This is a genomic window from Streptomyces sp. NBC_00536 (genome assembly GCF_036346295.1).
Taxonomy (GTDB): Bacteria; Actinomycetota; Actinomycetes; order Streptomycetales; family Streptomycetaceae; genus Streptomyces.
The window spans coordinates 2,935,407-2,957,677 of the sequence record NZ_CP107819.1; the positions used below are offsets into that span (position 1 = coordinate 2,935,407).

General features: G+C 73.1%; 14 protein-coding genes. 4 read left to right on the forward strand and 10 right to left on the reverse strand.

Features of this window, described 5'->3' with window-relative positions:
• Positions 1 to 151 precede the first annotated feature (151 nt).
• The 3 genes from OHS33_RS12670 to OHS33_RS12680 are packed head-to-tail and all read right to left on the reverse strand — an operon-like array spanning position 152 to position 6,485.
• Positions 152 to 1,384: a cytochrome P450 gene (locus OHS33_RS12670; RefSeq protein ID WP_330330501.1), complete on the reverse strand. Its 1,233-nt coding sequence runs from the start codon at positions 1,382 to 1,384 to the stop codon at positions 152 to 154.
• Positions 1,385 to 1,386: 2 nt separating this feature from the next.
• A complete protein-coding gene (locus OHS33_RS12675) occupies positions 1,387 to 2,355 on the reverse strand; it encodes a TauD/TfdA family dioxygenase (RefSeq protein ID WP_330330502.1) in 969 nt (322 codons plus the stop codon).
• The gene (locus OHS33_RS12680) at positions 2,355 to 6,485 is read right to left on the reverse strand and encodes a PA14 domain-containing protein (RefSeq protein WP_330330503.1); all 4,131 of its coding nucleotides are present in this window, start codon (positions 6,483 to 6,485) and stop codon (positions 2,355 to 2,357) included. The genes OHS33_RS12675 and OHS33_RS12680 overlap by 1 nt, the downstream gene beginning before the upstream one ends.
• Before the next feature lie 161 nt (positions 6,486 to 6,646).
• On the opposite strand from OHS33_RS12680, the gene OHS33_RS12685 reads away from it, so the two are divergent.
• Positions 6,647 to 7,297 (forward strand): response regulator transcription factor, encoded by a 651-nt coding sequence (locus OHS33_RS12685; protein WP_330330504.1) that lies wholly within the window; start codon positions 6,647 to 6,649, stop codon positions 7,295 to 7,297.
• A gap of 95 nt (positions 7,298 to 7,392) precedes the next feature.
• Here OHS33_RS12685 and OHS33_RS12690 read toward each other — a convergent pair whose 3' ends face one another.
• From OHS33_RS12690 to OHS33_RS12700, 3 genes are all read right to left on the reverse strand, one after another.
• On the reverse strand, positions 7,393 to 7,647 hold the full coding sequence (locus OHS33_RS12690; RefSeq protein WP_330330505.1) for a LysR family transcriptional regulator: 255 nt from the start codon (positions 7,645 to 7,647) through the stop codon (positions 7,393 to 7,395).
• 185 nt (positions 7,648 to 7,832) lie between these two features.
• A complete protein-coding gene (locus tag OHS33_RS12695; protein ID WP_330330506.1) occupies positions 7,833 to 10,373 on the reverse strand; it encodes an ABC transporter permease in 2,541 nt (846 codons plus the stop codon).
• The gene (locus tag OHS33_RS12700; protein ID WP_330330507.1) at positions 10,373 to 11,161 is read right to left on the reverse strand and encodes an ABC transporter ATP-binding protein; all 789 of its coding nucleotides are present in this window, start codon (positions 11,159 to 11,161) and stop codon (positions 10,373 to 10,375) included. Before OHS33_RS12700 ends, OHS33_RS12695 begins: the two co-directional genes overlap by 1 nt.
• A 242-nt stretch (positions 11,162 to 11,403) precedes the next feature.
• On the opposite strand from OHS33_RS12700, the gene OHS33_RS12705 reads away from it, so the two are divergent.
• Positions 11,404 to 12,621, forward strand: coding sequence for a cytochrome P450 family protein (locus OHS33_RS12705; protein ID WP_330330508.1), 1,218 nt, complete (start codon positions 11,404 to 11,406; stop codon positions 12,619 to 12,621).
• A 185-nt stretch (positions 12,622 to 12,806) separates the two neighbouring features.
• On the opposite strand, the gene OHS33_RS12710 is transcribed toward OHS33_RS12705, so the two are convergent.
• Positions 12,807 to 14,897: an ABC1 kinase family protein gene (locus OHS33_RS12710; RefSeq protein ID WP_330330509.1), complete on the reverse strand. Its 2,091-nt coding sequence runs from the start codon at positions 14,895 to 14,897 to the stop codon at positions 12,807 to 12,809.
• A gap of 109 nt (positions 14,898 to 15,006) precedes the next feature.
• Positions 15,007 to 16,209 carry a tryptophan 7-halogenase gene (locus OHS33_RS12715; RefSeq protein ID WP_330330510.1) on the reverse strand — a complete coding sequence of 401 codons (1,203 nt, stop codon included), beginning with the start codon at positions 16,207 to 16,209 and terminating at the stop codon, positions 15,007 to 15,009.
• Between the two features lie 160 nt (positions 16,210 to 16,369).
• Here OHS33_RS12715 and OHS33_RS12720 point away from each other — a divergent pair, with 160 nt between their 5' ends.
• A complete protein-coding gene (locus OHS33_RS12720) occupies positions 16,370 to 16,609 on the forward strand; it encodes a DUF6269 family protein (protein ID WP_330330511.1) in 240 nt (79 codons plus the stop codon).
• Positions 16,610 to 16,748: 139 nt separating this feature from the next.
• Here OHS33_RS12720 and OHS33_RS12725 read toward each other — a convergent pair whose 3' ends face one another.
• A complete protein-coding gene (locus OHS33_RS12725; RefSeq protein WP_330330512.1) occupies positions 16,749 to 18,698 on the reverse strand; it encodes an AfsR/SARP family transcriptional regulator in 1,950 nt (649 codons plus the stop codon).
• 214 nt (positions 18,699 to 18,912) lie between these two features.
• On the opposite strand from OHS33_RS12725, the gene OHS33_RS12730 reads away from it, so the two are divergent.
• Positions 18,913 to 19,200, forward strand: a complete 288-nt coding sequence (locus OHS33_RS12730; protein WP_330330513.1) for a hypothetical protein — start codon at positions 18,913 to 18,915, stop codon at positions 19,198 to 19,200.
• Positions 19,201 to 19,213: 13 nt separating this feature from the next.
• Here the strand turns inward: OHS33_RS12730 and OHS33_RS12735 are convergent, their stop codons facing one another.
• Positions 19,214 to 22,207 (reverse strand): AfsR/SARP family transcriptional regulator, encoded by a 2,994-nt coding sequence (locus OHS33_RS12735; RefSeq protein ID WP_330330514.1) that lies wholly within the window; start codon positions 22,205 to 22,207, stop codon positions 19,214 to 19,216.
• Between the last annotated feature and the right edge of the window lie 64 nt (positions 22,208 to 22,271).

The window sequence follows — 22,271 nt, forward strand, 5'->3', positions numbered from 1 at the left end:
CCGGCTCATGAAAAACTTCGATCCGCCGTGAGCCGCATATCGAAGAATGCTCATCGCGCTGTACAGCGGCGGCGCGCACACCCCTCGGAGAGACGACGAGTGCCCCGCTCGCGGGGAGCGGGGCACTCGGCTCGCACGGCCGGTCGGGGGTTTACCGGGCCGGACGCAGGGAAACGGGCAGACTGCTGTACCCGTGCAGGAAATTGGAGTGGATCGGCCGGGCGGGGCCGGTGGGCACCGCCTCGGCGACATGGGTGCGCAGGGCGGTCAGCAGGGCGGCGATCTCGGCCCGGCCCAGGTAGGCGCCGAGGCAGAAGTGAGGGCCGTAGCCGAACGACACGTGCTTGTTCGGGGTCCTGCCGAGGTCGAACACCCCGGGGTCGTGGAAGACCTCCTCGTCGTAGTTGGCCGAGCTGTTCCAGAGGGTCACGACGTCCCCGGACCGGATCGTCCTCCCGCCGATCTCCACGTCCGTCAGGGCGCGGCGGCCGAAGTGCATGGCGGGGGTCACCCAGCGCAGCACCTCCTCGACCGCGGTCTCGACGGCGACCTCGCCCGAGGTGAGGCGCCGCCACTGCTCCGGGTGCTCGATCAGCTCCCGCATCGCGCAGATCATCGAGAGCCGGCTGGTCTCGTCGCCGCCGATGATGACGCTGTAGCAGTTGAAGACGATCTCCTGCTCGGTCAGCGGTTCACCGTCGATGGTGGCGGTGGCCAGGACGCTCACCACGTCGTCGCGGGGGTCGTCGCGCCGGTCCTCGGCCAGCTCGGAGAAGTACAGGAGCAGTTCGTTGCGCGCGACGAGCGCGTCCTCGTCCGACTGCTCCGCGTCCTCGGCGCTCAGGGCCTGCTTGGTCAGCGACAGCAGGTAGTCCCGGTCCTCGGCGGGGACGCCGAGCAGGTCCGCGATGGTCGCCATCGGGATGTGCTCGGCGACGTCCTGCGCGAAGTCGCAGTCGCCCCGCGCCACCGCCTCCCGCACCAGCCGGTCGGCCCGCCGCCGCACTCCGTCGACGACGGGTTCCAGCGTGCGCGGCGCGAACGCCTTGAGCAGCAGGTTGCGCAGCTCGCGGTGGCGCCGGCCGTCGGTGACGGCCAGCATCCGGCCCGCCGCCGAGTCCCCGCCTTCGAGGAGGGTGGCCAGGACGTTGCCCCGCTCGGAGGTGAACCGCTTGTTGTCGCGGTAGACGTCCATGACGTCGTGGTACCGGGAGAGCACCCAGAAGCCGGGGACCTGGCGGTCCTCCACGGGGTGCCAGTGGACGGGGCTCTCGGAGCGGAACCGGCGCCACATCGGCACCAGTTCGTCCTTCCGGTCGAGGAAGGTCCGCGGATCCGTGAGGTCGATGCCGGTCAGCGCCTCCGGCTCGGTGGCCGTCGCCATGCCTACGCCGCCTCGCGCTGGGTCATGGCCACCAGCACCTTGCGGTCCCCGGTGAAGGGGCGGCGGCCGTGCGAGGTGAGGATGTTGTCGATCATCAGGAGGTCGCCGGTCCCCCAGGTCTCGGCCAGCACCGTCTCGCCGTAGACCCCGAGGATGGTGTCGATCTCGTCCGCGGTGATCCGGGTGCCGTCGCCGTAGTAGGCGTTGCGCGGCAGACCGTCCTCGCCGCAGATCTCCAGCAGGCCCTCGCGGACGGGCTCCGGCAGGGCGTTCACGTGGAACAGGTGGGCCTGGTTGAACCAGACCTTCGCCCCGGTGACGGGGTGCACCATGACCGCCGCGCGCCGCTGGCGGGTGCGCAGCAGGTCGCCGTCCCAGTCCGTCTGGATGTCGTGGTCGGCGCAGTAGCTCTCGACGTACCCCTTGTCGTCGCTCTGGAAGCCCTCCTGCCACGACAAGCCCATGCCCTTGCGGTAGGTGCGGGTGTAGAGGACGCCCTTCTCCTCGAAGCGGCGCACCAGGTCCGCCGGGAGCTTGCCGAGGACTGCGGCGCTGTCGGCGACGGGCGTCTCGCCCCCGCTCCGCGCGGCGAGCGCGCAGAAGAAGAAGAGGTTGTGCGGCCAGTTCTCCGAGTAGGCGCTCTCGTTGTGCTGCGGGATGCTCTGGTCGGCCGGGTACTCCGTGGAGGTGTACACCTTGCCGGTGACCCGGCTGCGCGGCGTGGAGCGCTCGTTGTAGTCGAGCGTCCGGCCGCCGATCTCCTCGGCGATCTCGGCGAGTTCCGACTGCTGGACGAGGCCGCTCTCCTTCACCATGACGGCGGCGTGCTCGTACATGGCGGAGCGCAGGGCCCGCGCGTTGGCCGTGAACCAGGACCGGTGGTCGCTGCCCGCCCAGGGGCGCACCCGGACCAGGCGCGAGCCGTTGGTCTCCAGGATCTCGGTGTCGGCGTCGGTAAAGGGCGTCGTCATCATTCCTTCTCCACGTCCAGGCTGTAGCCGTCTGTGCTCGTGTGGTTGACCGGGTCTCCGGCCGCGTACTCGTAGGGGTTGAGGAAGGGACCGGCCGCGACGGGGGCGGAGAACCGGCCGATGGCGGGGTTGAACACCCGGGTGTCCAGGACGACGCTGTACAGCGCGCCCTGGTGTTCGGTGGCCACCTGGTACCGGCCCAGCCAGCCGTAGTCGTAGTCGCCGGGCAGGTTGTCGGGCACCCGCTGCGGGTCGACGGTGCCGTCGGGAGCCAGCGGCTCGCCCGTGAGGCCGTACTGGTAGCGGCTCCCGGCCTGGCGGCCCTCGTCGGAGGCGACGAGGAAGATGTCGCCGCGGACGGTGGGGAGGCTCCAGGTGGTGCGGCCCGTGGGGTTCGCCGCGCCCTTGGCGGACAGGATCACTCCGCCGGGCAGGCCGATCACCCGTGCCTGCACCCGCTTGTCGGTGCCCAGCACCAGGTCGGCGTCGGGGTTCGCCATGTCGGTGTGCCCGTAGAGGTACTGCTGGGCGCCGCTCGCGGAGGTCGCCCTGCGGGCCATCAGGTGGTCGGCGATGTCCTTGGTGTAGGTGACGTCCGCCGCGCCGGGGCCGGTCACGGCGGAGCCGAGGTAGCGCTCCACCGCGTCCTGCCGCTGTGTCATCTTCCTGCCATCCCCGGTGTATCCGGTGAGGTGGCCGTTCAGGGCGTAGGTCCCGTCCCGGAAGGTGTCCTGGCCGGTGGTGGCGAGCAGCCGGTCGGCTTCGTCGTAGCAGTAGCCGGTGACCTTGGTGGCCGCGGCCGTGCGGTCGGTGGTCCCGGTCACGTTCCCGTTGCGGCCGGCGTCCGGGCTGCTGCCCGCCGGGCAGTCGGCCGGGGCCTTGGCGGTGAAGTCGCGGCCGTACTCGTGGCCGCCGATGAAGGCCGTGACCAGCCGGCCCGTGGCGTCGTAGCGGAAGTCGGGCGCTCCGGGCAGGCCGTCCCGGCCGTCGACGGACTCGTCGACGACCGTGCCCGACCGCGAGCGCGTCACCGCGGTGGGGACGGACGTGCCGTCCGCCAGGGTCCAGTTCTTGGCCGTGATCCGGCCCGCCTCGTCGCGGTCCACGGACAGCCGGGTGCCGTTGGCGTACCGGACCCGCTGCACCTGGCCGGCCGTGTCGTACTCGGCGGCGGCCAGCTGCCGCCCGTCCAGGGCGACCGACAGGATGCGGCCCGCGGCGTCGTGGGCGGTGCGCTTGACCTGCACGGCGTCGGCCTTCGAGGGCGGGGTGACCCGCTCCTGCTCGGCGCGGCCCGCGCGGTCGTAGACCGTGTCGGTGCCCACGCCCTGGGCATCGGTGAAGTGCACCGCGCGACCGAGCAGGTCGACGGTGTTGAGCAGGAAGTGGTCGTGCTGGACGGCCTTGAGGGTGAGCGGGTCACCGCCGTAGGCGCTGTGGTAGTCGACCGTCCAGGCGTCGAGGCTGGAGTTCCCCGGCATGGACATCCGGGTGATCCGGCCGCGGTCGTCGTACTGGATGCAGGTCCAGTCGGGTCCGCCGAAGGTCACGGCGGCGGGCAGACCGCGGGAGTTGTAGACGTACTTCTCGGTCCGCGCCGTACCGGTCGCCGACTTCGGCAGTTCGACCGACTTCGGCAGGCCGCGCTGCGGGGCCGGGTCGTTCTCCTGGGTGCAGGGGTTGTCGGCGCTCTCCGTCGCTCCGTAGTAGCCGAACCCCTGGGTGACGCCGTTGGGCTGGACCTTGGCCACGGGGCGGAAGAACTCGTCGAACCGGAAGCCGGTCTTCAGGGCCAGGCCCGCGGGATCCGCGACGGTGGCGACGGGCAGCCCGAACTCGTTCAGCTGGGTCTGCACCGTCTGGTTCGGCACCCCTTGCGAGTCCTGGCGTTCCGTGGTGATGTCCGCCGGACCGTAGGAGGTGGTCTGCGCCGGGACGCCCGCGCAGCCCGTGGGGGCGGGGCTCACCGGGCGCAGGTCCGGGCCGAAGCACTGCTGCGGGCCCGGTCCGTAGCTGCCGGCCGGCCTGCCGTACTCGTCGCTGACGGTGGTCGTCAGCCGTCCGGCGGGGTCGGTCACCGAGGCCTGCTGGTCGGCGGAGGTCCAGGTGAAGCGCCGGGTGCGCCCGGTCCCGTCCGTGTCGGAGAGGACCCGGCCCGCGGGGTCGAGGGTGACCTCGCGCGTCCAGCCCTGCGGGGTGCTCACCCCGGCGATCTGGAGACGGGTGGTGCCGGGCGTGAAGGCGTACGTGCGCTGCGGGCGCGCGTCGGGGCGGCCGGGGGTGCCCGCGGGATCCGGGCCGGTCAGGCGCTGGGCCTCGGCGGTGCCGGGCCGGTAGTCGATCCGGTAGCGGGACGCCTCCTGGTCCCGGCGCGCGGGGTCGACGGCGACCCAGTCGGTGACGAGCGGCGGGCGCACCGTGGTGAGCAGGTGGTCGGCGGTGAAGCCGAGGTCGGTGGTCTCGCCGCCGGGGTTGACGAAGCGGGTCAGCTTGCCGGAGCGGTAGACGAGCCGGGTCACACCGGCGCCGGGGACCCGGACGGCGCACACGTACCCCGTGGGGGCGCCGCTGCCCTCGCACTCCTGGCTGCCCGCGTAGAGGAAGGCGAGGCCGTCCTCCTCGGCGGCCGCGATGGCGGCCGCCGTGCCCTCGGTACGGGGCCGCTGCGCGTCGGCCGCCGCGGCGCCCGCCGCCGCGCGCACGGCGGTCTTGCGGTGGGTGGCGCCGGGGTGCGCCCGGTCGCCTGCGGGGGTGCGGGGGGCGACGGGGGCCAGGTCGGGCCGGCCGGTGGTGGCGGCCGTCAGGGATCCGGCGGCGGCCGTGAGCGGGTCCGGCTGCCGGGCCGCGCCGTTCGGCGCGGTGTTCGGCGCGGTGTTCGCCGCCCCGTTCGGCGTGCCGTTCGCCGCGGCCCCGGCGGCGGGGGCGGGTGCGGGTGCGGGTGCGGCGGCCGGGGTCACCGTCCAGCCGGGCGGCAGGACCTCGCCCGCCGGGCGCAGCCAGGAGGCGGGCACCGGGGCGGTGCGTCCGGCGCCGCTCACCCAGAGCGCGGCTCCGCCGCCCGCCGCCCGGCGGCGGTACTCGACGGTGATCCGGTGGCTCTGGCCGGCCTTGAGGGCGATCTCGCGGCCGTAGACCGCGCGGTCACCGGTGGCGGCGGCGCGGTTCCAGTCGTCGAGGACCACCGCGCCGTCGACCAGGACGCGCAGGCCGCCGTCGTAGGTGCCGCCGAGCCGGTAGCGCCCGTCCTCGGGCACCTTGATCGTGCCGGTCCACCGGGCGCGGAAGACCGCGGCGGGGTCGGCGTCCGGGTACGGCGCCCCGGCTCCCCAGGCGAAGTCGACCCGGGCGTCGGTGCGTACGGCCGCGGGCTTCTCACCGGCGGCGATGCCGGAGCCGGAATCCCCGGCGAAGTACGATCCGGTCAGTCCCGCGGAGGTCTGCACGGCCTGGGAGTTGTAGGTGAAGGTGGCGCCCAGGGGGCCGAAGCCGGTGCCGACCTGCGGGGTGGCGACCGAGGCCGTGACGTTGCCGGTGGCCAGGCTGACGGTGACCGGGCCGAGCGAGTCGGCCGGCACCGCGGCGCCCGCGGCCGGTGCGCCGAGGCGCTGGTTGACGGCGAAGGAGCGGGCGGGGGCGTCCGCCGCGACCCGGCCGGTGCGGCTCTTCGCCCGGACCGTCCAGGTGTACCGGCCGCCGTCCTTCAGCAGGCCCGCGGGAACCTTCCAGCGCGGGGACGCCTGCCAGCCGGACGAGGTCACCTGACCGGTGCGCGGGTCGGCGCCGGTCGCGATCAGGAACTCGTAGGCGGCGGTGTCCGCGCCGCCGGTGGCGGACAGTTCGGGACGGGCGTCCGCCAGGGCGGCCCCGTCCGCGGGACCGGCGGGCCGCGCGCCGGGCTCGGCGCCCGGCCCGGCGGCCGCACCCTGCGCGGGTGCCTCGCCGAAGGTGCCGTCCGGCCAGGACGGCCGGCCGGGGTCCCCGGCCTCGGCGGCCGGCAGGGCCACCCGCGTGGGGTCGGCCCGCAGGCCGTCCCCGCTCACTGCGGGTGCCTCACCACCGAGCAGTGTCAACGACAGCGCCGCCGACACCGCGGTGGCGGCCAGCACTCTGAGTTTTCCGGCGTGAGCCATGCCCAGTCACCACTCCAAAACGGGGAAACGCACCGCGCTCGGCGCTCGACGTCCATCAACCCAGATGCTGGCAGGGGCCGGTTCCCGTCCGAAGGCCGCAGAGAATCTTTGAATACGATTCCGGTGGCTGCCCGAAGTGATCACCGGATACGGTACCGACCGTGACCATCCGCATACTTCTCGCCGACGACCAGGAATCCGTTCGCATGGGATTCCGCCTGATCCTGGATTCCCAGCCGGACATGGAAGTCGTCGGCGAAGCCGTGGACGGCCTGCAGGCCGTCGAACTCGCCGGAATCCTGCGGCCGGACGTGGTGCTCGCCGACATCCGCATGCCGCGCCTGGACGGTCTGGAGGTCACCCGCAGACTCGCCGGCCCCGAGGTCGCCGACCCGGTGCGGGTGGTCGTGGTGACCACCTTCGACCTCGACGAGTACGTCCACACCGCGCTCCACAACGGGGCGTGCGGCTTCCTGCTGAAACGGTCGGGACCCGCGCTGCTGGTGGAGGCGGTACGCGCCGCCGTGGCGGGCGACACCATGATCAGCCCTTCCGTCACGGTCCGCCTGCTGAAGCACCTGCAGAGCCCGGTGAAGCCCAAGTCGGCCGCTCTGATCGAGTCGTTGACGGACCGCGAGACGGAGATAGCGCGCCTGGTGGCCAAGGGGCTGACGAACGCGGAGATCGGCACCGAGCTGTTCATCTCGGCGGGCACCGCCAAGACCCACGTCGCCCACATCCAGCGCAAGCTCGATGTGCGCAACCGGGTCGGGATCGCGGCCTGGGTGTGGGACAGCGGCCTGGCGGCCTGAGGCCCCGGCAGCCGCGGGACCCACGGGGCCCGTCGGCGACCCGGCTCCGGGCCGGCGCCGCCGGGCCCGGCGGCGCCGGTTCACGCGGCGCCGGGTCACACGGCGCAGACGCCCTTCATGCTGTCGATGAGGGCCAGCACGGCCCGGGCCGAGGGAAGGATCATCCGGCCCTCCCTGGTCAGCCTCGCGCCCGTCGAATCCCGCGTGAAAAGCTTCGTACCCAGCATTTGTTCCAGGCACTTGATCTGATAGCTGATGGCCGGCTGCGAATATCCCAGTGCTTTCGCGGCCTGATCCATACGTCCGATTTCCGCTACGGACACAAACGCGCGGAACTCACGCTCGTGCATCTCGCCCCCTGTCTCTCTGCGGACCACATCGACCATGTCAGCCGACCGGCGCCGGAGCGGCAATGGAACGTGCAGGAAGCTGCCGATGCGCCGCTCCCCGCGGGGGCGCGGGCACACCGCGGCGCCCCCGGGGGACATCCCCCGGGGGCGCCTGCGGCTCCGGCCCGCCGGCCGGAGCCGCCCGGTCAGCCGTGGCTGATGGCGGTGAGTACGTTCAGCCGGGCGCCGCGGCGGGCCGGGGCGATGGAGGCGATGACACCGACGACGGCCGCACCGATGAGGTAGGCGAGCATCTGGCCCCAGGGCAGTGACAGTTCGCTGACACCCTGGTCCTTCATCGCGTGGGCCACGGCGAGTCCGAGGACCGCGCCGACCACGATGCCGAGGACCGCGCCGAAGAGGGAGATCACCACCGACTCGGTCATCACCATGCGGACGGTCTGGCCGCGGCTGAGACCGATCGCCCGCAGCGTGCCCATCTCCTTGGTCCGTTCGAGGATCGACAGGGCGAGGGTGTTGATGATGCCGAGCACCGCGATGAGCATCGCGACGCCGAGCAGCCCCTGGACCACGGTGAGGATCATGGCCATGCCGCCGCTGAACATCGCGATGATCTCGGCCTTGGTCTTGACCGTGACCTCGGGGCTGTCCGCGAGCAGCTTCTCGATCTGCGGCCGTACGGAGCCCGCCTCGGCGCCGTCGTCCAGCTGGAAGTAGGCCTGCGAGGGCTGGGTGCCGCGGAATCCGGTCCCGGCGTCGGCCCAGGGCACGACCACGCTGTTCGTCAGGGAGGAGTCCTTGAAGATGCCGGCGACCTTGTAGGTGTGCGCGTCGCCGCGCTGGAGCTGGAGGGTGAGGCTGTCGCCGACGCCCACTCCACGGGTCTTCGCGGTGGCCTCGTTCATGACGACGGTGCCGGCCGCGGGGGGTTCGATGGATCCCTTCGACTCCTGGAGTCCGAGGACCTCGCGGGCCTTGGCCCAGTCCTGCCACGAGCTGACCGGCTGGGTCTCCTTGCCGACGGTGGCCGTGTCGAGCATCGCGGCCGCGACGGCCTTGACCCCCGGCACCGCGGCGATCCGGGTCAGCGCGGCCGGGTCGATGGTCGCCGAGCCCGCCGAGCCCGCCTCGCCCATGGCCACGTAGTCGGCCTTCAGGTCCCGCCGGATGTCCTTGGTGACGCTGTCCTCGGAGGAGGCGGCCACCGTGCTGATCGCGGTGACGAGCGCGACGCCGATCATCATCGCCGAGGCGGTGATGGCGGTACGGCGGGGATTGCGGGCGGAGTTGCTGCGCCCCAGCCGGCCGGGCAGCGAACGGGAGAACAGCGCGCCGAGCACCCGCACCGACGGCCCGCTGAACAGCGGGGTCAGCAGCGCGACCCCGACGAAGGCGAGCAGGACGCCGGAGAGGATCGTCGCGACCCCGCTGGAACCGAAGAGGCCGAGCGCCAGCAGGACGACGCCGAGACCGAGCAGGACGGCCCCGGTCCAGGTCTGCTTGCGGTGCTTGCCCTCCGCGGTGCCCGCGGCCCGGATCACCGCGATGGGCGGGACCTTGGAGGCCCGTACGGCGGGGAAGAGCGCGGCCAGCATCGTCACGAGGATGCCGACGGCGAAGGAGGTGACGACCGCGCTCGCGGGCACGGCGAGGGATCCGACCTTGAGGCCGTCCGTCGCACCGGCCAGCAGGTCGGCGCCGAGGGCGCCGATGCCGATGCCGGCGGCGAGGCCGAGGGCGGAGGAGACCAGGCCGACCACGAAGGACTCGACCAGTACGGAGGTGATCATCTGGCCGCGGCCGGCGCCGAGGGCGCGCAGCAGGGCGAGTTCGCGCATCCGCTGGGCGATGATGATCGAGAAGGTGTTGACGATCAGGAAGACGCCGACGAGCACGGCGACCGCCGCGAACCCGAGCAGCAGCTGGTTCATCATGTCGAGGATGCCGCGGGACTTGTCCGAGGCCTTCTTGGCGAGCTGCTCGCCGGTCAGGACCTCGAAGCCGTCGCCGAGGTCCGCGGACAGCGCGGACTGTACGGCGGCGACGGACGCCCCGGGGGCGACGTCGACCTTGATCCCGGAGTAGGCGTCGGCCCGGCCGAGCATCAGCCGCTGGGCGACCGGCTCGCTGAAGGCCACCGTCTGCTCGCCGCCGACGGAGCCGCGGTCACCGGAGTAGCCGAAGATCCCGGCGACGGTGAAGGTCCGCTTCGGCTCCGTGGTGAGCACGCTGACCGGGTCGCCGACCGCGAGGCCCGCCTTCTCGGCCAGGGCCGCGTTGAGGGCGACCTCGGTGTCGGTGCGCGGCTCGTGGCCGGAGCGCAGCGTGATCAGCTTGCTCTCGCCGCGCCAGCTCTCGCCGTAGCGGGGGCCGCCGGTGTCCTTGACCAGCTTGCCGTCCTTGCCGAGGACGCGGGCGCCCTCGGCGAGGACCAGGCCCTTGGCCGCGGCCACGTTGGCCGTCTTGGCCACGCGGGCGACGGCCGCCGCGTCGAGCGGGGACACGACCGCCGTCTCGCCCGTGTCGGCCGCGACCTTGGGCTTGAGCGCGACGTGCAGCGCTATGTCGTCGTAGGCACCGTTGAACTGGGCGTCGATGGACCGGTTCAGCGTGTCCTTGATGACCATCGAGCCGGACACGAACATCACCGCGAGGACCACGGCCAGGCCGGAGAGGACCAGCCGGAGCTTGCGTGACAGCAGGCTCTTGAGCGTGGCGTTCAGCATCAGGCCACCCGCACCTTGCCGTCGAGCGAGCGCATCGTGTCGAGCACGGCGTCCGCGGTCGGCTCGCGCAGCTCGTCCACGATCCGGCCGTCGGCCAGGAAGATCACCCGGTCCGCGTACGAGGCGGCGTGCGGGTCGTGCGTGACCATGACGATCGTCTGGCCCAGCGTGCGGACCGAGTGCTGGAGGAACTTGAGCACCTCGGTGCCCGAGGTGGAGTCCAGGTTCCCGGTCGGCTCGTCGGCGAAGATGACCTCCGGCTGCGAGACCAGGGCGCGGGCGCAGGCCACGCGCTGCTGCTGTCCGCCGGACAGTTCCGTCGGCCGGTGGCCGAGGCGCTGGCCCAGTCCCACGGTGTCGACGACCCGGTCGAACCAGTCCTTCGACGGCTTGCGCCCGGCGATGGCCAGGGGCAGCAGGATGTTCTCCTCGGCCGTGAGCATCGGCAGCAGGTTGAACTGCTGGAAGATGAAACCGATCTTGGTCCGGCGCAGCTCGGTGAGCTTCTTGTCGGACATCCCGCTCACCTCGGCGTCGCCGATGTACACCTCGCCGTCGGTGATGCTGTCCAGGCCGGCCAGGGCGTGCATGAGGGTCGACTTCCCGGAACCGGACGGACCCATGATCGCGGTGAATTCCCCGGCCGTGAATTCCACGCTGACCCCGCGCAGGGCCGCGACCTGGGCCTCGCCCTCGCCGTACAGTTTCGTCACGCCAACAGCTCGGGCGGCGGTCTGCCGCTTGGTCGAAGTCGAAATGGTCGCGGTCACACGACTCACACTCCCCATACGGGTTGATTCTTCGGACGGTCCATGACCGGAGCACTTTCCTCGGTGTCCGGCGGGCGCAATCGAGCCTAGGAGCGGGCCGTGACCCGCCACATCTACCGATCGGCATAGATCCTGCTGTCCGGACGCCCCAATTCCGAGCGCAGATAGAACTCTTGAGACCAGACCTGCGTCCGCGGGCCGGGCCCGCCTACCGTGCCGACGGACATGGGCAGCTCCCGGTGACGGCACGGAGGACGGACATGACAGGCACGCGGGCACTCTCCAAGTACTGGATGCTCACCAACGACTTCACCCAGAACCCCTATCCGGTCCTGGAGTACGTGCGGCGCGAGAGCCCCGTGCGCGAGCTGTCCTTCCCCGACGGCGGCCGCGCCTGGGTGGTGACCCGGTACGAGGACGCCAAGGCGGCGCTCGCCGACCCCCGGCTGAGCCGGGACATCCACGTCCACTACCAGCTGATGTCGCAGCGGACCGGCCGTACGATGACGCCGCCGCCGGAGGAGGCCAACCACCTGGCCAACCTGGAGCCGCCGCGCCACACACCGCTGCGGCGGGCGATCAGTTTCGCGTTCACCCCGCGCCGGGCCGAGGCCCTGCGGCCGAAGGTGGAGCAGATCGCCGACGAGCTGCTCGACCGGCTGGCGGGCGCGCCCGGCCCCGATCTGATCGCCGGGTACGCCGACCCGCTGCCCGTCATCGTCATCGCCGAGCTGATGGGCGTACCCGCCGAGGCCTGGCCGGACTTCCTGCGCTGGTCGACGGCGCTGCGCACGCACTCCCCCACCGAGGGCTCCGGGGCGCTGGACCGCAACATCCAGGAGCTGTCCCGCTACATGTCCGGGCTCATCGCCGAGAAGGAGCGCGAGCCGGGCGAGGACCTGCTCTCCGCGCTGATCCACGCCGACCCGGAACGCCGGCTGACCAGCACCGAGATCCTCTCGACCGGTTTCGCGCTGATGACCGGCGGCAACGACACGACCGCCAGCCTGGTGGGCGGGGTCATCGCCGCGCTGCTGACCCATCCGGCGGAGCGGACCGCGCTGCTGGCCGAGCCGGGCCGCTGGGGCCGGTCGATGGACGAACTGATCCGCTACGTCAGCCCGATCGGCAACGCCCTCCAGCGCGTCACCACCGAGCCGGTGGAGCTGGGCGGGGTGACCATCCCGGCCGGCGAGGTCGTCGTCATCAGCGTGATGTCGACGAACCGGGACCCGCACCAGTTCCCCGACCACCCGGACGTGCTGGACCTGGACCGCCCCAAGCCCGCCCACCTCAGCTTCGGCTTCGGCATCCACTACTGCTCGGGCGCCCACCTCGCGAAGGTGATCACGGAGATCGCGGCCCGGCGCCTCTTCGAGCGGTTCCCGCAGGTCCGCCTCGCCGTGGACCCCGCCGAACTGCGCTACCAGCAGAACGTGGTCGTCCGCCCGCTGGAGGCCCTGCCCGTCCGGCTCTGAACCGCCGCCGGCCCGCCCCCCGTCCTAGTGCTGTGACCGGAAAGGTCCACCGGGTCACGGCGCCCGGCACGGCACCTCGCCGCGTTGTCGGACCACGACGGTACGTCCAGTACGAGTCGCGGCCCTCCGCCTTGCGATGCACCGCACCGGACACCGCGACCCGGCACACCTTCCCGGCCACAGCACTAGGCGGGCCGGCGCATCGCGGCGTACAGGGCCCTGAGCATGAGGATCGCGCTGACGACGAGCACGTGGTAGCCGATCAGCGGGAACAGTTCCAGCTGCCGGGTCACCCGCGGTCCCTTGCCGGTGCCGAAGACCACCAGCATGACCCCCATCAGCCCCGTGCACGCGGCCAGCAGGGTCACCGTCACCTGGTGGATCAGTCCGGAGACGAAGCGCCGCTCCCGCTCGTCCGCGAGCACCCGTACCCGTACGCCGAGCCGGCCCTCCTCCAGCGAGGCGCTGATGCGCTCGGCCCTGCGCGGCAGTCGGCGCAGCATCGGCAGCACGGAGAGCAGTTCCTGGGCCGCGCCGTGCGCCAGCGAGGAGAGCCCGGGCGGCGCGAAACCGCGTGACCCGTCCCCGTCCGCGCCGCCGGTACGGGGCTTCGCCGCGCCCAGGGTGAAGCGCTCCGTGAGCATCCCGATGGCGAACGCCCGTGCCTCGTCCAGCAGGTTGAAGCCCGGGGCGAGGTGCGTGAGGGTCCCCTCGATGGTGGCCAGGGCCCGGAAGACGGCGGCCACCTCCGGCGGGACGGCCAGCCCGAACCGGGAGAGCATCCGGAACAGCGCGGTGAACATCTCGGTGTCCGGCTGGGCTCCCGCCCCCAGGTGCCGGGCCATGAACCGGCCCAGTTCCCGCTCCAGCAGCGCGGTGTCGGGCATCAGCTCCTCGTTGGTGGTGGCGCGGGTGCCGAGCAGGGTGAGCAGCGCGTCGTGCAGCCCCGCCGGATCCCCCCGGTCCACGGCCACGAGCAGTTCCTGGATGGCCAGCCGGACCGAGGGGTCGGTGCGCCCCACGGAGCCGAAGTCGATCAGCCCGATCCGGCCGTCGTCGAGCAGCAGCATGTTGCCCGGGTGGGGATCCGCGTGGAAGACGCCCACCCGCAGGATCTGCTGGAGGACGGCGGCGAAGGCGGTGCTGGCCAGCGCCTTGCGGTCCAGGCCCGCCGCGTCGGCGACCGGTCCGGCCCGGTCGAGGGTGACCCCCTCCATCCATTCCTGCACCAGGACCCGCGCCGAGGTGTACTCGAAGTACACCCGCGGGATGCGGACGGGCGCGTCCTCTTCGTGCGCCCCGGTGGCCCGCGCGACCGCGACCGCGTTGCGGCCCTCGATGCGGAAGTCCAGTTCCTCGCGCACCGATTCGGAGAATCCGTCGCCCAGCTCGCGCAGGCCGAGGGCCTGCGCGGAGCGGACCCGGGTCTGCAGGCTCCGGCTGATGGTGAGCACGATGTCGAGGTCCCGCTCGACGGCTTCGCGGATCCCCGGCCGCTGGACCTTCACCACGACCGTCGGGCCGCCGCGCAGCCGGGCGCGGTGCACCTGGGCGATGGAGGCCGCGGCCAGCGGCACGTGTTCGATCCACTCGAAGACCTCGGAGACCGGCTTGCCCAGCTCCTTGTGGAGGACGGCCTCGACCTCGGGCCACGGTGCCGGGGGCACGTCGCTCTGGAGCCGGCTCAGTTCCTCGATGAAGTGGGGCGGCAGCAGGTCGCGCCGCGTGGACATCACCTGGCCGAACTTGATCAGCGCCCCGCCGCACTCCTCCAGCGCCAGCCGCGCCGACCGGGCCGAGCGCTCGCCGAACTCGCCCGGCTTCAGGGCCCTTTCCCATCCCGACCGGCCCCGCAGCATCCGGCTCAGGCCGTGCCGCATGAAGATCCGGCTGATCTGGGAGTAGCGGCGGGCCCGTCGCATCCGGTCGCCCAGCCCGCGCAGGACCTGGAGCGGCCGCGTCCAGCTGCCGTAGGGGAGGAACACCTCGACGAGCACCAGGGTGGCCATCGCCGCGAACAGGGCCAGGGGGATCTGGATCGTCGACAGCGCCCCCCGGTCCTGCTCGTCGCGCACCACTTCGTTGAAGACGAGGAGGGCGCCCAGTCCCATCAGCCCGGCGGACAGCGCGCGCAGCGGACCGACGCGGATGCCGAGCAGCCTGCGGGAGGCCGTCGAGACCCCGAAGACGATGACTCCGAGGGCCCCCGCGGCCATCAGGACGATGACGAGCGTGAGGGACGTGTCGTCGAACGCGCCGCCGGCCGGATCGGTCATGAAGCTGCTCCCTGGGTAGGTCGCGGGCCACCCTAGGCCGATCCGTCCGGGAGCCGGAGGGATCTGGCAGCTTCATGCAACCGGCTCCGCGACCCGGCCGGTCCGCCCGTCACGGCGCCGTGCGCCGGGCGCGCAGCGGCCGTGCGCGCTGGGCCCGCCAGAACCCCGAATCGGCGCGCGCCGCCGCCGCGTAGTGCAGTTGTACGGCGCCCGCGGCGCGCTCGTAGCGGTCCCGGGAGGCCCGGTTGAAGCGGGCGGCCGGGGCCTCGCGCGCGTCCAGGGAGGGGAAGTCCCGGATCAGCCGGCCGACCGCGCCCAGGACTTCGGCGAGCGGTTCGCCCGCGAGGGGTTCCACCTGCCAGGCGGCCGTGCCCAGCGCGACGCAGTTCTTCACCCAGGCGCGGCGGCTGTGTCCGAAGCGGTAGCGGACGTGGCGCACGTCGGCGCGCTCCGGGTCCAGCCCGTACAGCTCGCACAGCCGCTCCGCCGCCTCGGCCGGGCCGGTCCTCGCCCGCGCGTGGACCAGGCCCGCGCCGAACCGGCCGGGCAGCGGCAGCTTCCAGGACCAGCCCGCGGGCAGGGCGGTGGCGGTGGCGAACGGCTCGGTTCCCCGGGCTCCGTCGTCGCAGGGGGCCGTGACGGTGGCGGCGCTGTCGCAGAGCAGCCGGCCGTGTGCGCCGATGAACGGCTCCCCCAGGACTTTCGTGAGCAACAGACCTTCCTGGCCCGTGCAGTCGATGAAGAGATCCCCTTCGACCCTGTCCCCTTTCTCCGTGTGCAGCGCGGTCACCATCCCGTTTCCGTCCCGCTCGGCGGACCGTACGCAATCGTGGACGGCGCGCACTCCGAGCCGGCGTACGGCGATGTCCCGCAGGAATGCGCGGAAGAGCTTGGTGTCGACGTGCCATCCGTACGGAATTCCGGCGGGAATTCCTTCCGGGAATCCCTCCGGAAATGCGGTCGCGCAGGGGCGGTAGAAGTGGTCCGCACCGCCGCCCGTGAGGGTCCTGGCGGTGGCGGTGACCGCCCCTTCGGTGCGCCAGTTCACATACCTCACGGCCGTCCTGCGGGAGGCCCCGCACGCCCGCGTCCACTCGTCCACGGACACCCCCAGCGGCTCGGTGAACGCCGGCTGGAACTGCGGCGGAACGGCTGTGACCTGCCCCGTTTCCGCGAGGTCCGGGACAGCTGACGGTGTCTGGAGCACGGTGACGGCGACCGTCCCGCGCCCTGCCCGCGCGAGCCGGGCCGCGACCGTCCAACCGGCCGCGGACCCTCCCACGACGACGACTCTCCTGATGCTGCTGTCCATGTCCGGAACCCTGCGCCGGAGGTCTGTACGGAACCTGTACGCGGCCTTGCAAGAACCTCTGCCGGGCGGTGCAGACCGGCGCGGGATTCCGTATATCGCCTTCTCCGAATCTGTGAATGCAGGACCTGAACGGGGTCCCACAGCTTTCACAGGAGCAGCGATGAACATGAACGAGAACACCCCGGGCGAGGCGCAGGACGTGCTGGAGATCCTGGCGGAGATCGAGCAGCAGGGAGCGCGTGCGCAGGAATTCGAACTGCGTGACAGTTCCGCACCGTGGGCCGCCCTGCTCGCGGAATACGTGGACGCGCTCACCTCCCTGGTGGCGCAGAGCCACGAATTCCACGCCCCGGCCGTGATCTACAGCCTCGACGAAGGCCACGCGGGTGGCTGCGGCTGAGGCCCGAACCGGAAAAGGCCTTCGCGGACCGGGCGCCAGGGACGGCGGCCGGTCCGCGAAGGCCGGAGAAGGTGAAGGTGAAGGTGACGGGGACGGGGACGGGGACGGGACAGGGACAGGGAAAGGCGAAGGGTGCGCGTCACGCGGCGAGGAGGACGGCTGCGCTCCGCTCCTGGGCGAACAGCCGGACCAGCCGCGGGAAGCGGTAGCGCAGCCGGGCCTCGCCGTCGGCGCCCCACGCGTCCAGCAGGCGCGCGTCGGTCAGCTGCTCCAGCGTCTCCTCGGCGTCGTCGACCCCCGTGCCGAGGAGCGCCGCCGCGTCGGCCGCGGTCAGATCGGCCGGGCCCGCCCCGGCGAGGGCCCGGAAGGCGCTCCGGACCTCGGACGGCAGCCCGTCGGCGGCCCTGGCCAGCGCCGCCCGTACGTCGAGACCGCCGAGGCGCAGTTCGCCCAGCCTGCGCTCCTCGGGCGCGAGGCGGTCCGCGAGCCGGGCGGCCGACCACTGGGGGCGGGCGGCGAGCCGGGCGCCCGCGATCCGCAGGGCCAGCGGCAGCCGGTCGCAGAACTCGGCGATGCGCGCGGCCGATTCGGGGTCGTCGGTGATCCGTCCGGGGCCCGCGACCGTCATCATCAGCTGGAGCGATTCCCGGGGTGTCATCGGGCCGGTCCGCACCAGCCGGGTGCCTTCGAGGGAGGCCAGCGGGGAGCGGGTGCCGGTGACGACCGTGCGGCTGTCACCGCCCGGCAGCAGCGGGCGCACCTGGGCGTCGTCGTCCGCGTTGTCGAGGACGACGAGCATGCGGCGCCCGGCCAGCAGCGTCCGGTAGAGCTGGACGCGCTCGTCGAGGCCGTCGGGCAGCCGGGCCGGTTCGGTGCCCAGCGCGCGCAGGAACCAGCCGAGCACCTCGCCCGGCGTGCGGGCGCCGCCCTCCGGGGTGCGCAGGTCGGCGTAGAGCTGGCCGTCCGGGAACGCGCCGCGGCAGAGCTGCGCCGCCCGCAGCGCCAGCGCCGACTTGCCGGTGCCGGGTGCCCCGGTGACCACGGCGTCCTGACCGGCCCGCAGGGCGGTGAGGATCTCGGCGGTCTCCTCCTCGCGGCCGGTGAAATCGCCGGGGGCGGCGGGCAGCAGCGCGGGGACCAGGCCCGGCCAGCCGCCGTACCCGGAGACCGGGGCGGCGGGGTGTACGGACGGGAGCGGGAGCGGAAGCGGGAGGGACGACGGGAGGGCGGACGCGAGGGCGGACGGGACGGCGGACGGGACGGCGGGCGGGAGCACTACGGACGCGGCCGGGCCGGGGGCCGCCTCCCCGGCGGGGCGGGCGGGGGCCGCGGACCGGCGCTCCGGGGCCTGCGGTCCGGGGAGCGTGCCCGTGAGGACGCTCTGGTGCAGGGCGCGCAGTTCGGGGCCCGGGTCGATGCCGAGGTCCTCGGCGAGGACGCGCCGCCCCTCCTCGTACACGGCGAGCGCGTCGGCCTGGCGGCCGCAGCGGAAGAGCGCGGTCATCAACTGGCCGCGCAGCCGCTCCCGTACGGGGTGCAGGGTCACCTGCCGGGTCAGACCGGGGACGGTGTCCGCGTGCCGGCCCAGCGCGAGGGCGGCCTCGGTGTGGTGTTCCAGCGCGGAGAGCCGGGCCTCCTCCATCCGGGGGCCCTCGGCCTCCGCGAGCCGCGCGGTGACGTCCGTCAGGGCCGGTCCGCGCCACAGCGCGAGGGCGGCGGCCAGGCGGCGTTCGGCGTCCTCGTACCGGCCCGCCGTCAGGTCGGCGCTCCCCGCGTCGGCGAGCCGCCGGAAGGCGTCCCAGTCGAACCCGGCGTCCCCGATGTCCATCCGGTACCCGGAGCCGACGCGCTCCAGTCCGTGGCGGTCCCCGAGCCGGGTCCGCAGCCGGGACACGTAGGTGTAGAGCTGGTTGGTGCTGCTGGCCGGCGGTTCCCAGCCCCACAGCAGCGTGGTGAGCCGCTCGTCCGTCATGACCTTGCCACGGGCCAGCAGCAGGGCGGCGAGCACGGTGCGCTGCTTGCTGCCGTCCAGTGCCACCGCGCGGCCGTCGTGCGCGGCCGACACGGGTCCGAGGATCGTGAAGTCCATGACGCCTCCGCGTTGCGCGGGCCCGCCCCGGTCGGCCGGCCTCGTGCCGCGAAAGCTAGTGAGCAGCGGTTGTCCCACGGCATCGCCTCGATTTCGCCGGCCACGAAATCGAAGCGAAAGCGCTCCAAAAAGGGGGCTCCGTAGCGTTCGGGACATGAACCGGGACGACGGCCACCGCGGTCCCGGACCACCCCCGAACCTTCAGGAGCGTCCCGTGAAGAAGCTCGTCCGTTCCACCAAGTCCGGCGCCGCCGCCCTCGTGACCGCCCCCCTGGGAAAGCTGGCCGCCCAGGCGCTGCTCGCCCTCACGCTCGTCACGGCCGGCGCGGTGACGGTGGCGGACGACCCGTGGTCCACCTCCGCCGCCGCCCTGAAGGACGACCCGTGGTCCAGCGCCCCCGTCGCCCTGAAGGACGACCCGTGGTCCAGCGCCCCGGTCACCACGAAGGACGACCCGTGGTCCGCCGCCCCGGTCACGATGAAGGACGACCCGTGGAGCTGAACGCCCGCCGCCCTCAGGGCTGGACGAGCGTGAAGAACTCCGCCGGATCCAGCCCGCCGCCGCCTTCCCCGAGCAGTTCCAGCAGCCGCCGGGCCCGGCCCTGCCAGGACGGCGCACCGACCTCGGCGAAGAGGTCGGACGCGGCCTTGAAGCAGCCCGCCGCGCCGGACCGGTCACCGCGCACCGCACGGACCCCGCCGAGTGCGACACCGGCCCGCCCCTCCAGATAGCGGTCCGGAACCTTGGCCGCCGTCGCCAGCGCGTCGTCGAGGACCGCTTCGGCCTCGTCCATCCGCTCCAGGCACCACAGGGCCTCGCCCAGCACGCGCAGCGTGTGCGCCTCGCCCCGGCGGTCCCCGCTCGTGCGCACCAGTCCCAACGCCCGCCGGCACGCCTCTTCCGCGCGTTCCCCGTCGCGCTGGCTGATCAGGGCCTCGGCGAGCCGGACGACGCTCTGCGCCTCGCCCCGTACGGTGCCCAGGCCCCGGCTCCTGACCACCGCTTCCGAGGACAGCACCAGGCTGGCCTGCGCGTTCCCCAGTTCCAGCTCGATCTGCGCCAGCAGGCCCAGCACATGGGCTTCCGCGTACTGGTCGCCGCCCGCCCGGAAGAGTTCCAGCGACTGGTGGCCCATCTCCCGGGCCCGGTCCAGGTCCCCCCGGTAGCGCCCGCACAGCGCGAGGTTGCGCAGGACCAGGGCGCGGCCCTGGTCCTGGCCCTCCTCCTCGAACAGGCGCAGCGCGAGCTTGAGGTGCCCGACGGCGCCCTCGTGCTCCCAGGAGAGGATCCCCAGCGTGCCGAGGGAGTGCAGCATCACGGCCTCGCCGAGCCGGTCGCCGGTGCGGCGGGCGACCTCCAGGGACCGCTCGGCGCAGTAGCGCCAGTCGTCGAGGTAGTTGCGGTTCTGGAAGAGGGTGACGGTGGTCATCGTCAGGTCCCAGGCGTACGCGGCCTCGTCGTCCCGGGAGGTCTGGTCGACCAGGCCGGTGATGGCGACGCGTTCGGTCTCGAACCAGTCCATCGGGTCTTCCAGCAGGCTGTCCACGAGGTCGGCGGGCAGCGGGTGGAGTTGCGCCGGGCCGTGGATGACGGTGTAGTCCCCGCCGTAGATCCTGCGGTGGGCCTCCGCGGCGAGCCCCAGCCATGCCCCGGCCACCCGCCGGGTCGCGGCGCGCAGTTCCTGCGCGGCTTCCTCCTCCAGGGCCACTTCGCGGGCGAAGAGCCGGGGCAGGGCCTGGAAGCGGTAGCGGACGTGGCCGGTGGTGGCGCTCTGCGGTACGAGCAGCTGCGCGTCGACGAGTTCCTCGATGAGGTCCTCGGCGTCCAGCAGGTCGATGTCCAGCAGGGCGGCGCCGGCCCAGGCGGAGAAGTCGGGCACGTTGGCCGCGCCGAGCAGCCGGAACATCCGGGCGGTGGCGGACGGCAGGTCGCGGTAGCTGAGCCGCAGTCCGGCGCGGACCCCCCGTTCGTCGGGGCTGAGTTCGTCGAGCCTGCGGTGCTGGTCCTCCAGCCGGGAGACCAGGGTCCGCACCGGCCAGTGGGGTTTGGCGGCGAGCCGGGCCGCCGCGATCCGCAGGGCCAGCGGCAGCCGGTCGCAGAGCGCGCTGAGCCGGGCCGCCCCGGCCGGGTCGGCGGCGAGGCGGTCGTCACCGGCCACGCGGGAGAGCAGGGCGATCGCCTCGTCCTGGGCCAGGGCGCCGAGGTGCAGCGGTACGAAGGCGTAGTCACCGGCGAGCGCGCCGCCCATGGGGTCCCGGCTGGTGACCAGGACGCAGCAGCGTCCCGTGCCGGGCAGCAGGGGGCGGATCTGCTGGAAGGAGCGGGCGTTGTCGAGGAGGATCAGCACCCGGCGGCCGTCCAGGACGCTGCGGAAGAGCGCGGAGCGCTCGTTCTGGTCGGCGGGGATCTCCGGTCCGGGCACGCCGAGCGCGCGCAGGAACCGGTCGAGTACGGCGCCCGGGCGCAGCGGCGCCTCCTCGTCGTAGCCGCGCAGGTCGGCGTAGAGCTGGCCGTCGGGGAACCGGCCGCCGACCTGGTGGGCCCAGTGCACGGCGAGGGCGGTCTTGCCGACGCCGCCGATGCCGGTGACGGACCCGACGGGCAGGGCGGCGCCGTCGAGGTGGTCCAGCAGCCGGTCCAGGACGGCGAGTTCTGGTCCGCGTCCGGTGTAGGAGGCGACGTTGGAGGGCAGTTGGGCGGGCACGCTGCGCGGGGCGGCGGTGGCGGGCGGCGCGGGGGCGGGCGGCGGGTTCAGCTCGGGCGCGTCCGCGAGGATCCGCTCGTGGAGTTCCTGGAGGGCGGGGCCGGGCTCGATGCCGAGTTCTTCGTTGAGCAGCCGCCGGCCCTCGCGGTAGGTCTCCAGGGCCTCGGCCCGCCGCCCGGACCGGTAGTGGGCGAGCATCAGGTGGCCCTTGGCCTGCTCGCGGAGCGGGTGTTCGCGTACGAAGGCGGTGAGTTCGCCGGTGACCTCGCGGTGGTGGCCCAGCTCCAGGCGCAGCCCCATGTGCTCCTCGTACACGTCGAGGCGCAGTTCCGTGAGCCGGGCGGCCTCGGCCTCGACGCGTTCCGTGGTGATGCCCTCCAGCGCGGGGCCGCGCCACATGGCGAGGGCGTCACCGAAGTGGGCGCAGGCCTCCTCGGGGCGGCCGCCGCGGGCGGCCTCCCGTCCCAGCTCGGCGAGTTCCTCGAACTCGACCGCGTCGATGCGGTGTTCTCCGGCGAACAGCATGTAGCCGGGGTGGCTGGTGACGAGGAGGTCCCCTGCGCCGACGGCCGCCTTGAGGGTCTTGCGCAGGGCGGAGACGCAGATGGCGATCTGGTTGCGCGCGGTCGCGGGCGGGTTCCCGTACCAGACGGCGTCCGCGAGGGTGTCGACGGACACGATCCGGTTGGGGGCGAGGAGCAGCATGGACATGATGGTGCGCTGACGGGCACCCGTGAGGTTCACCGGTATCCCGTCGGCACTGATGTCCAGGGGACCCAGGATCCGGAACACCACCTGATGCACGAGCTGCCTCCCCGTCCTGCGGCCGCGGCCGGTGTCACGCGGCCCGGTTCATGCCGCTTTTGTC

Excerpts from the sequence above, each read along its gene's own strand:
- OHS33_RS12705 (WP_330330508.1), top strand. The coding sequence starts at position 11,404 with ATGACAGGCACGCGGGCACTCTCCAAGTACTGGATGCTCACCAACGAC.
- OHS33_RS12725 (WP_330330512.1), bottom strand. The coding sequence starts at position 18,698 with ATGGACTTCACGATCCTCGGACCCGTGTCGGCCGCGCACGACGGCCGC.
- OHS33_RS12670 (WP_330330501.1), bottom strand. The coding sequence starts at position 1,384 with ATGGCGACGGCCACCGAGCCGGAGGCGCTGACCGGCATCGACCTCACG.
- OHS33_RS12700 (WP_330330507.1), bottom strand. The coding sequence starts at position 11,161 with ATGGGGAGTGTGAGTCGTGTGACCGCGACCATTTCGACTTCGACCAAG.
- OHS33_RS12720 (WP_330330511.1), top strand. The coding sequence starts at position 16,370 with ATGAACATGAACGAGAACACCCCGGGCGAGGCGCAGGACGTGCTGGAG.
- OHS33_RS12680 (WP_330330503.1), bottom strand. The coding sequence starts at position 6,485 with ATGGCTCACGCCGGAAAACTCAGAGTGCTGGCCGCCACCGCGGTGTCG.
- OHS33_RS12675 (WP_330330502.1), bottom strand. The coding sequence starts at position 2,355 with ATGACGACGCCCTTTACCGACGCCGACACCGAGATCCTGGAGACCAAC.
- OHS33_RS12715 (WP_330330510.1), bottom strand. The coding sequence starts at position 16,209 with ATGGACAGCAGCATCAGGAGAGTCGTCGTCGTGGGAGGGTCCGCGGCC.
- OHS33_RS12695 (WP_330330506.1), bottom strand. The coding sequence starts at position 10,373 with ATGCTGAACGCCACGCTCAAGAGCCTGCTGTCACGCAAGCTCCGGCTG.
- OHS33_RS12710 (WP_330330509.1), bottom strand. The coding sequence starts at position 14,897 with ATGACCGATCCGGCCGGCGGCGCGTTCGACGACACGTCCCTCACGCTC.
- OHS33_RS12690 (WP_330330505.1), bottom strand. The coding sequence starts at position 7,647 with ATGCACGAGCGTGAGTTCCGCGCGTTTGTGTCCGTAGCGGAAATCGGA.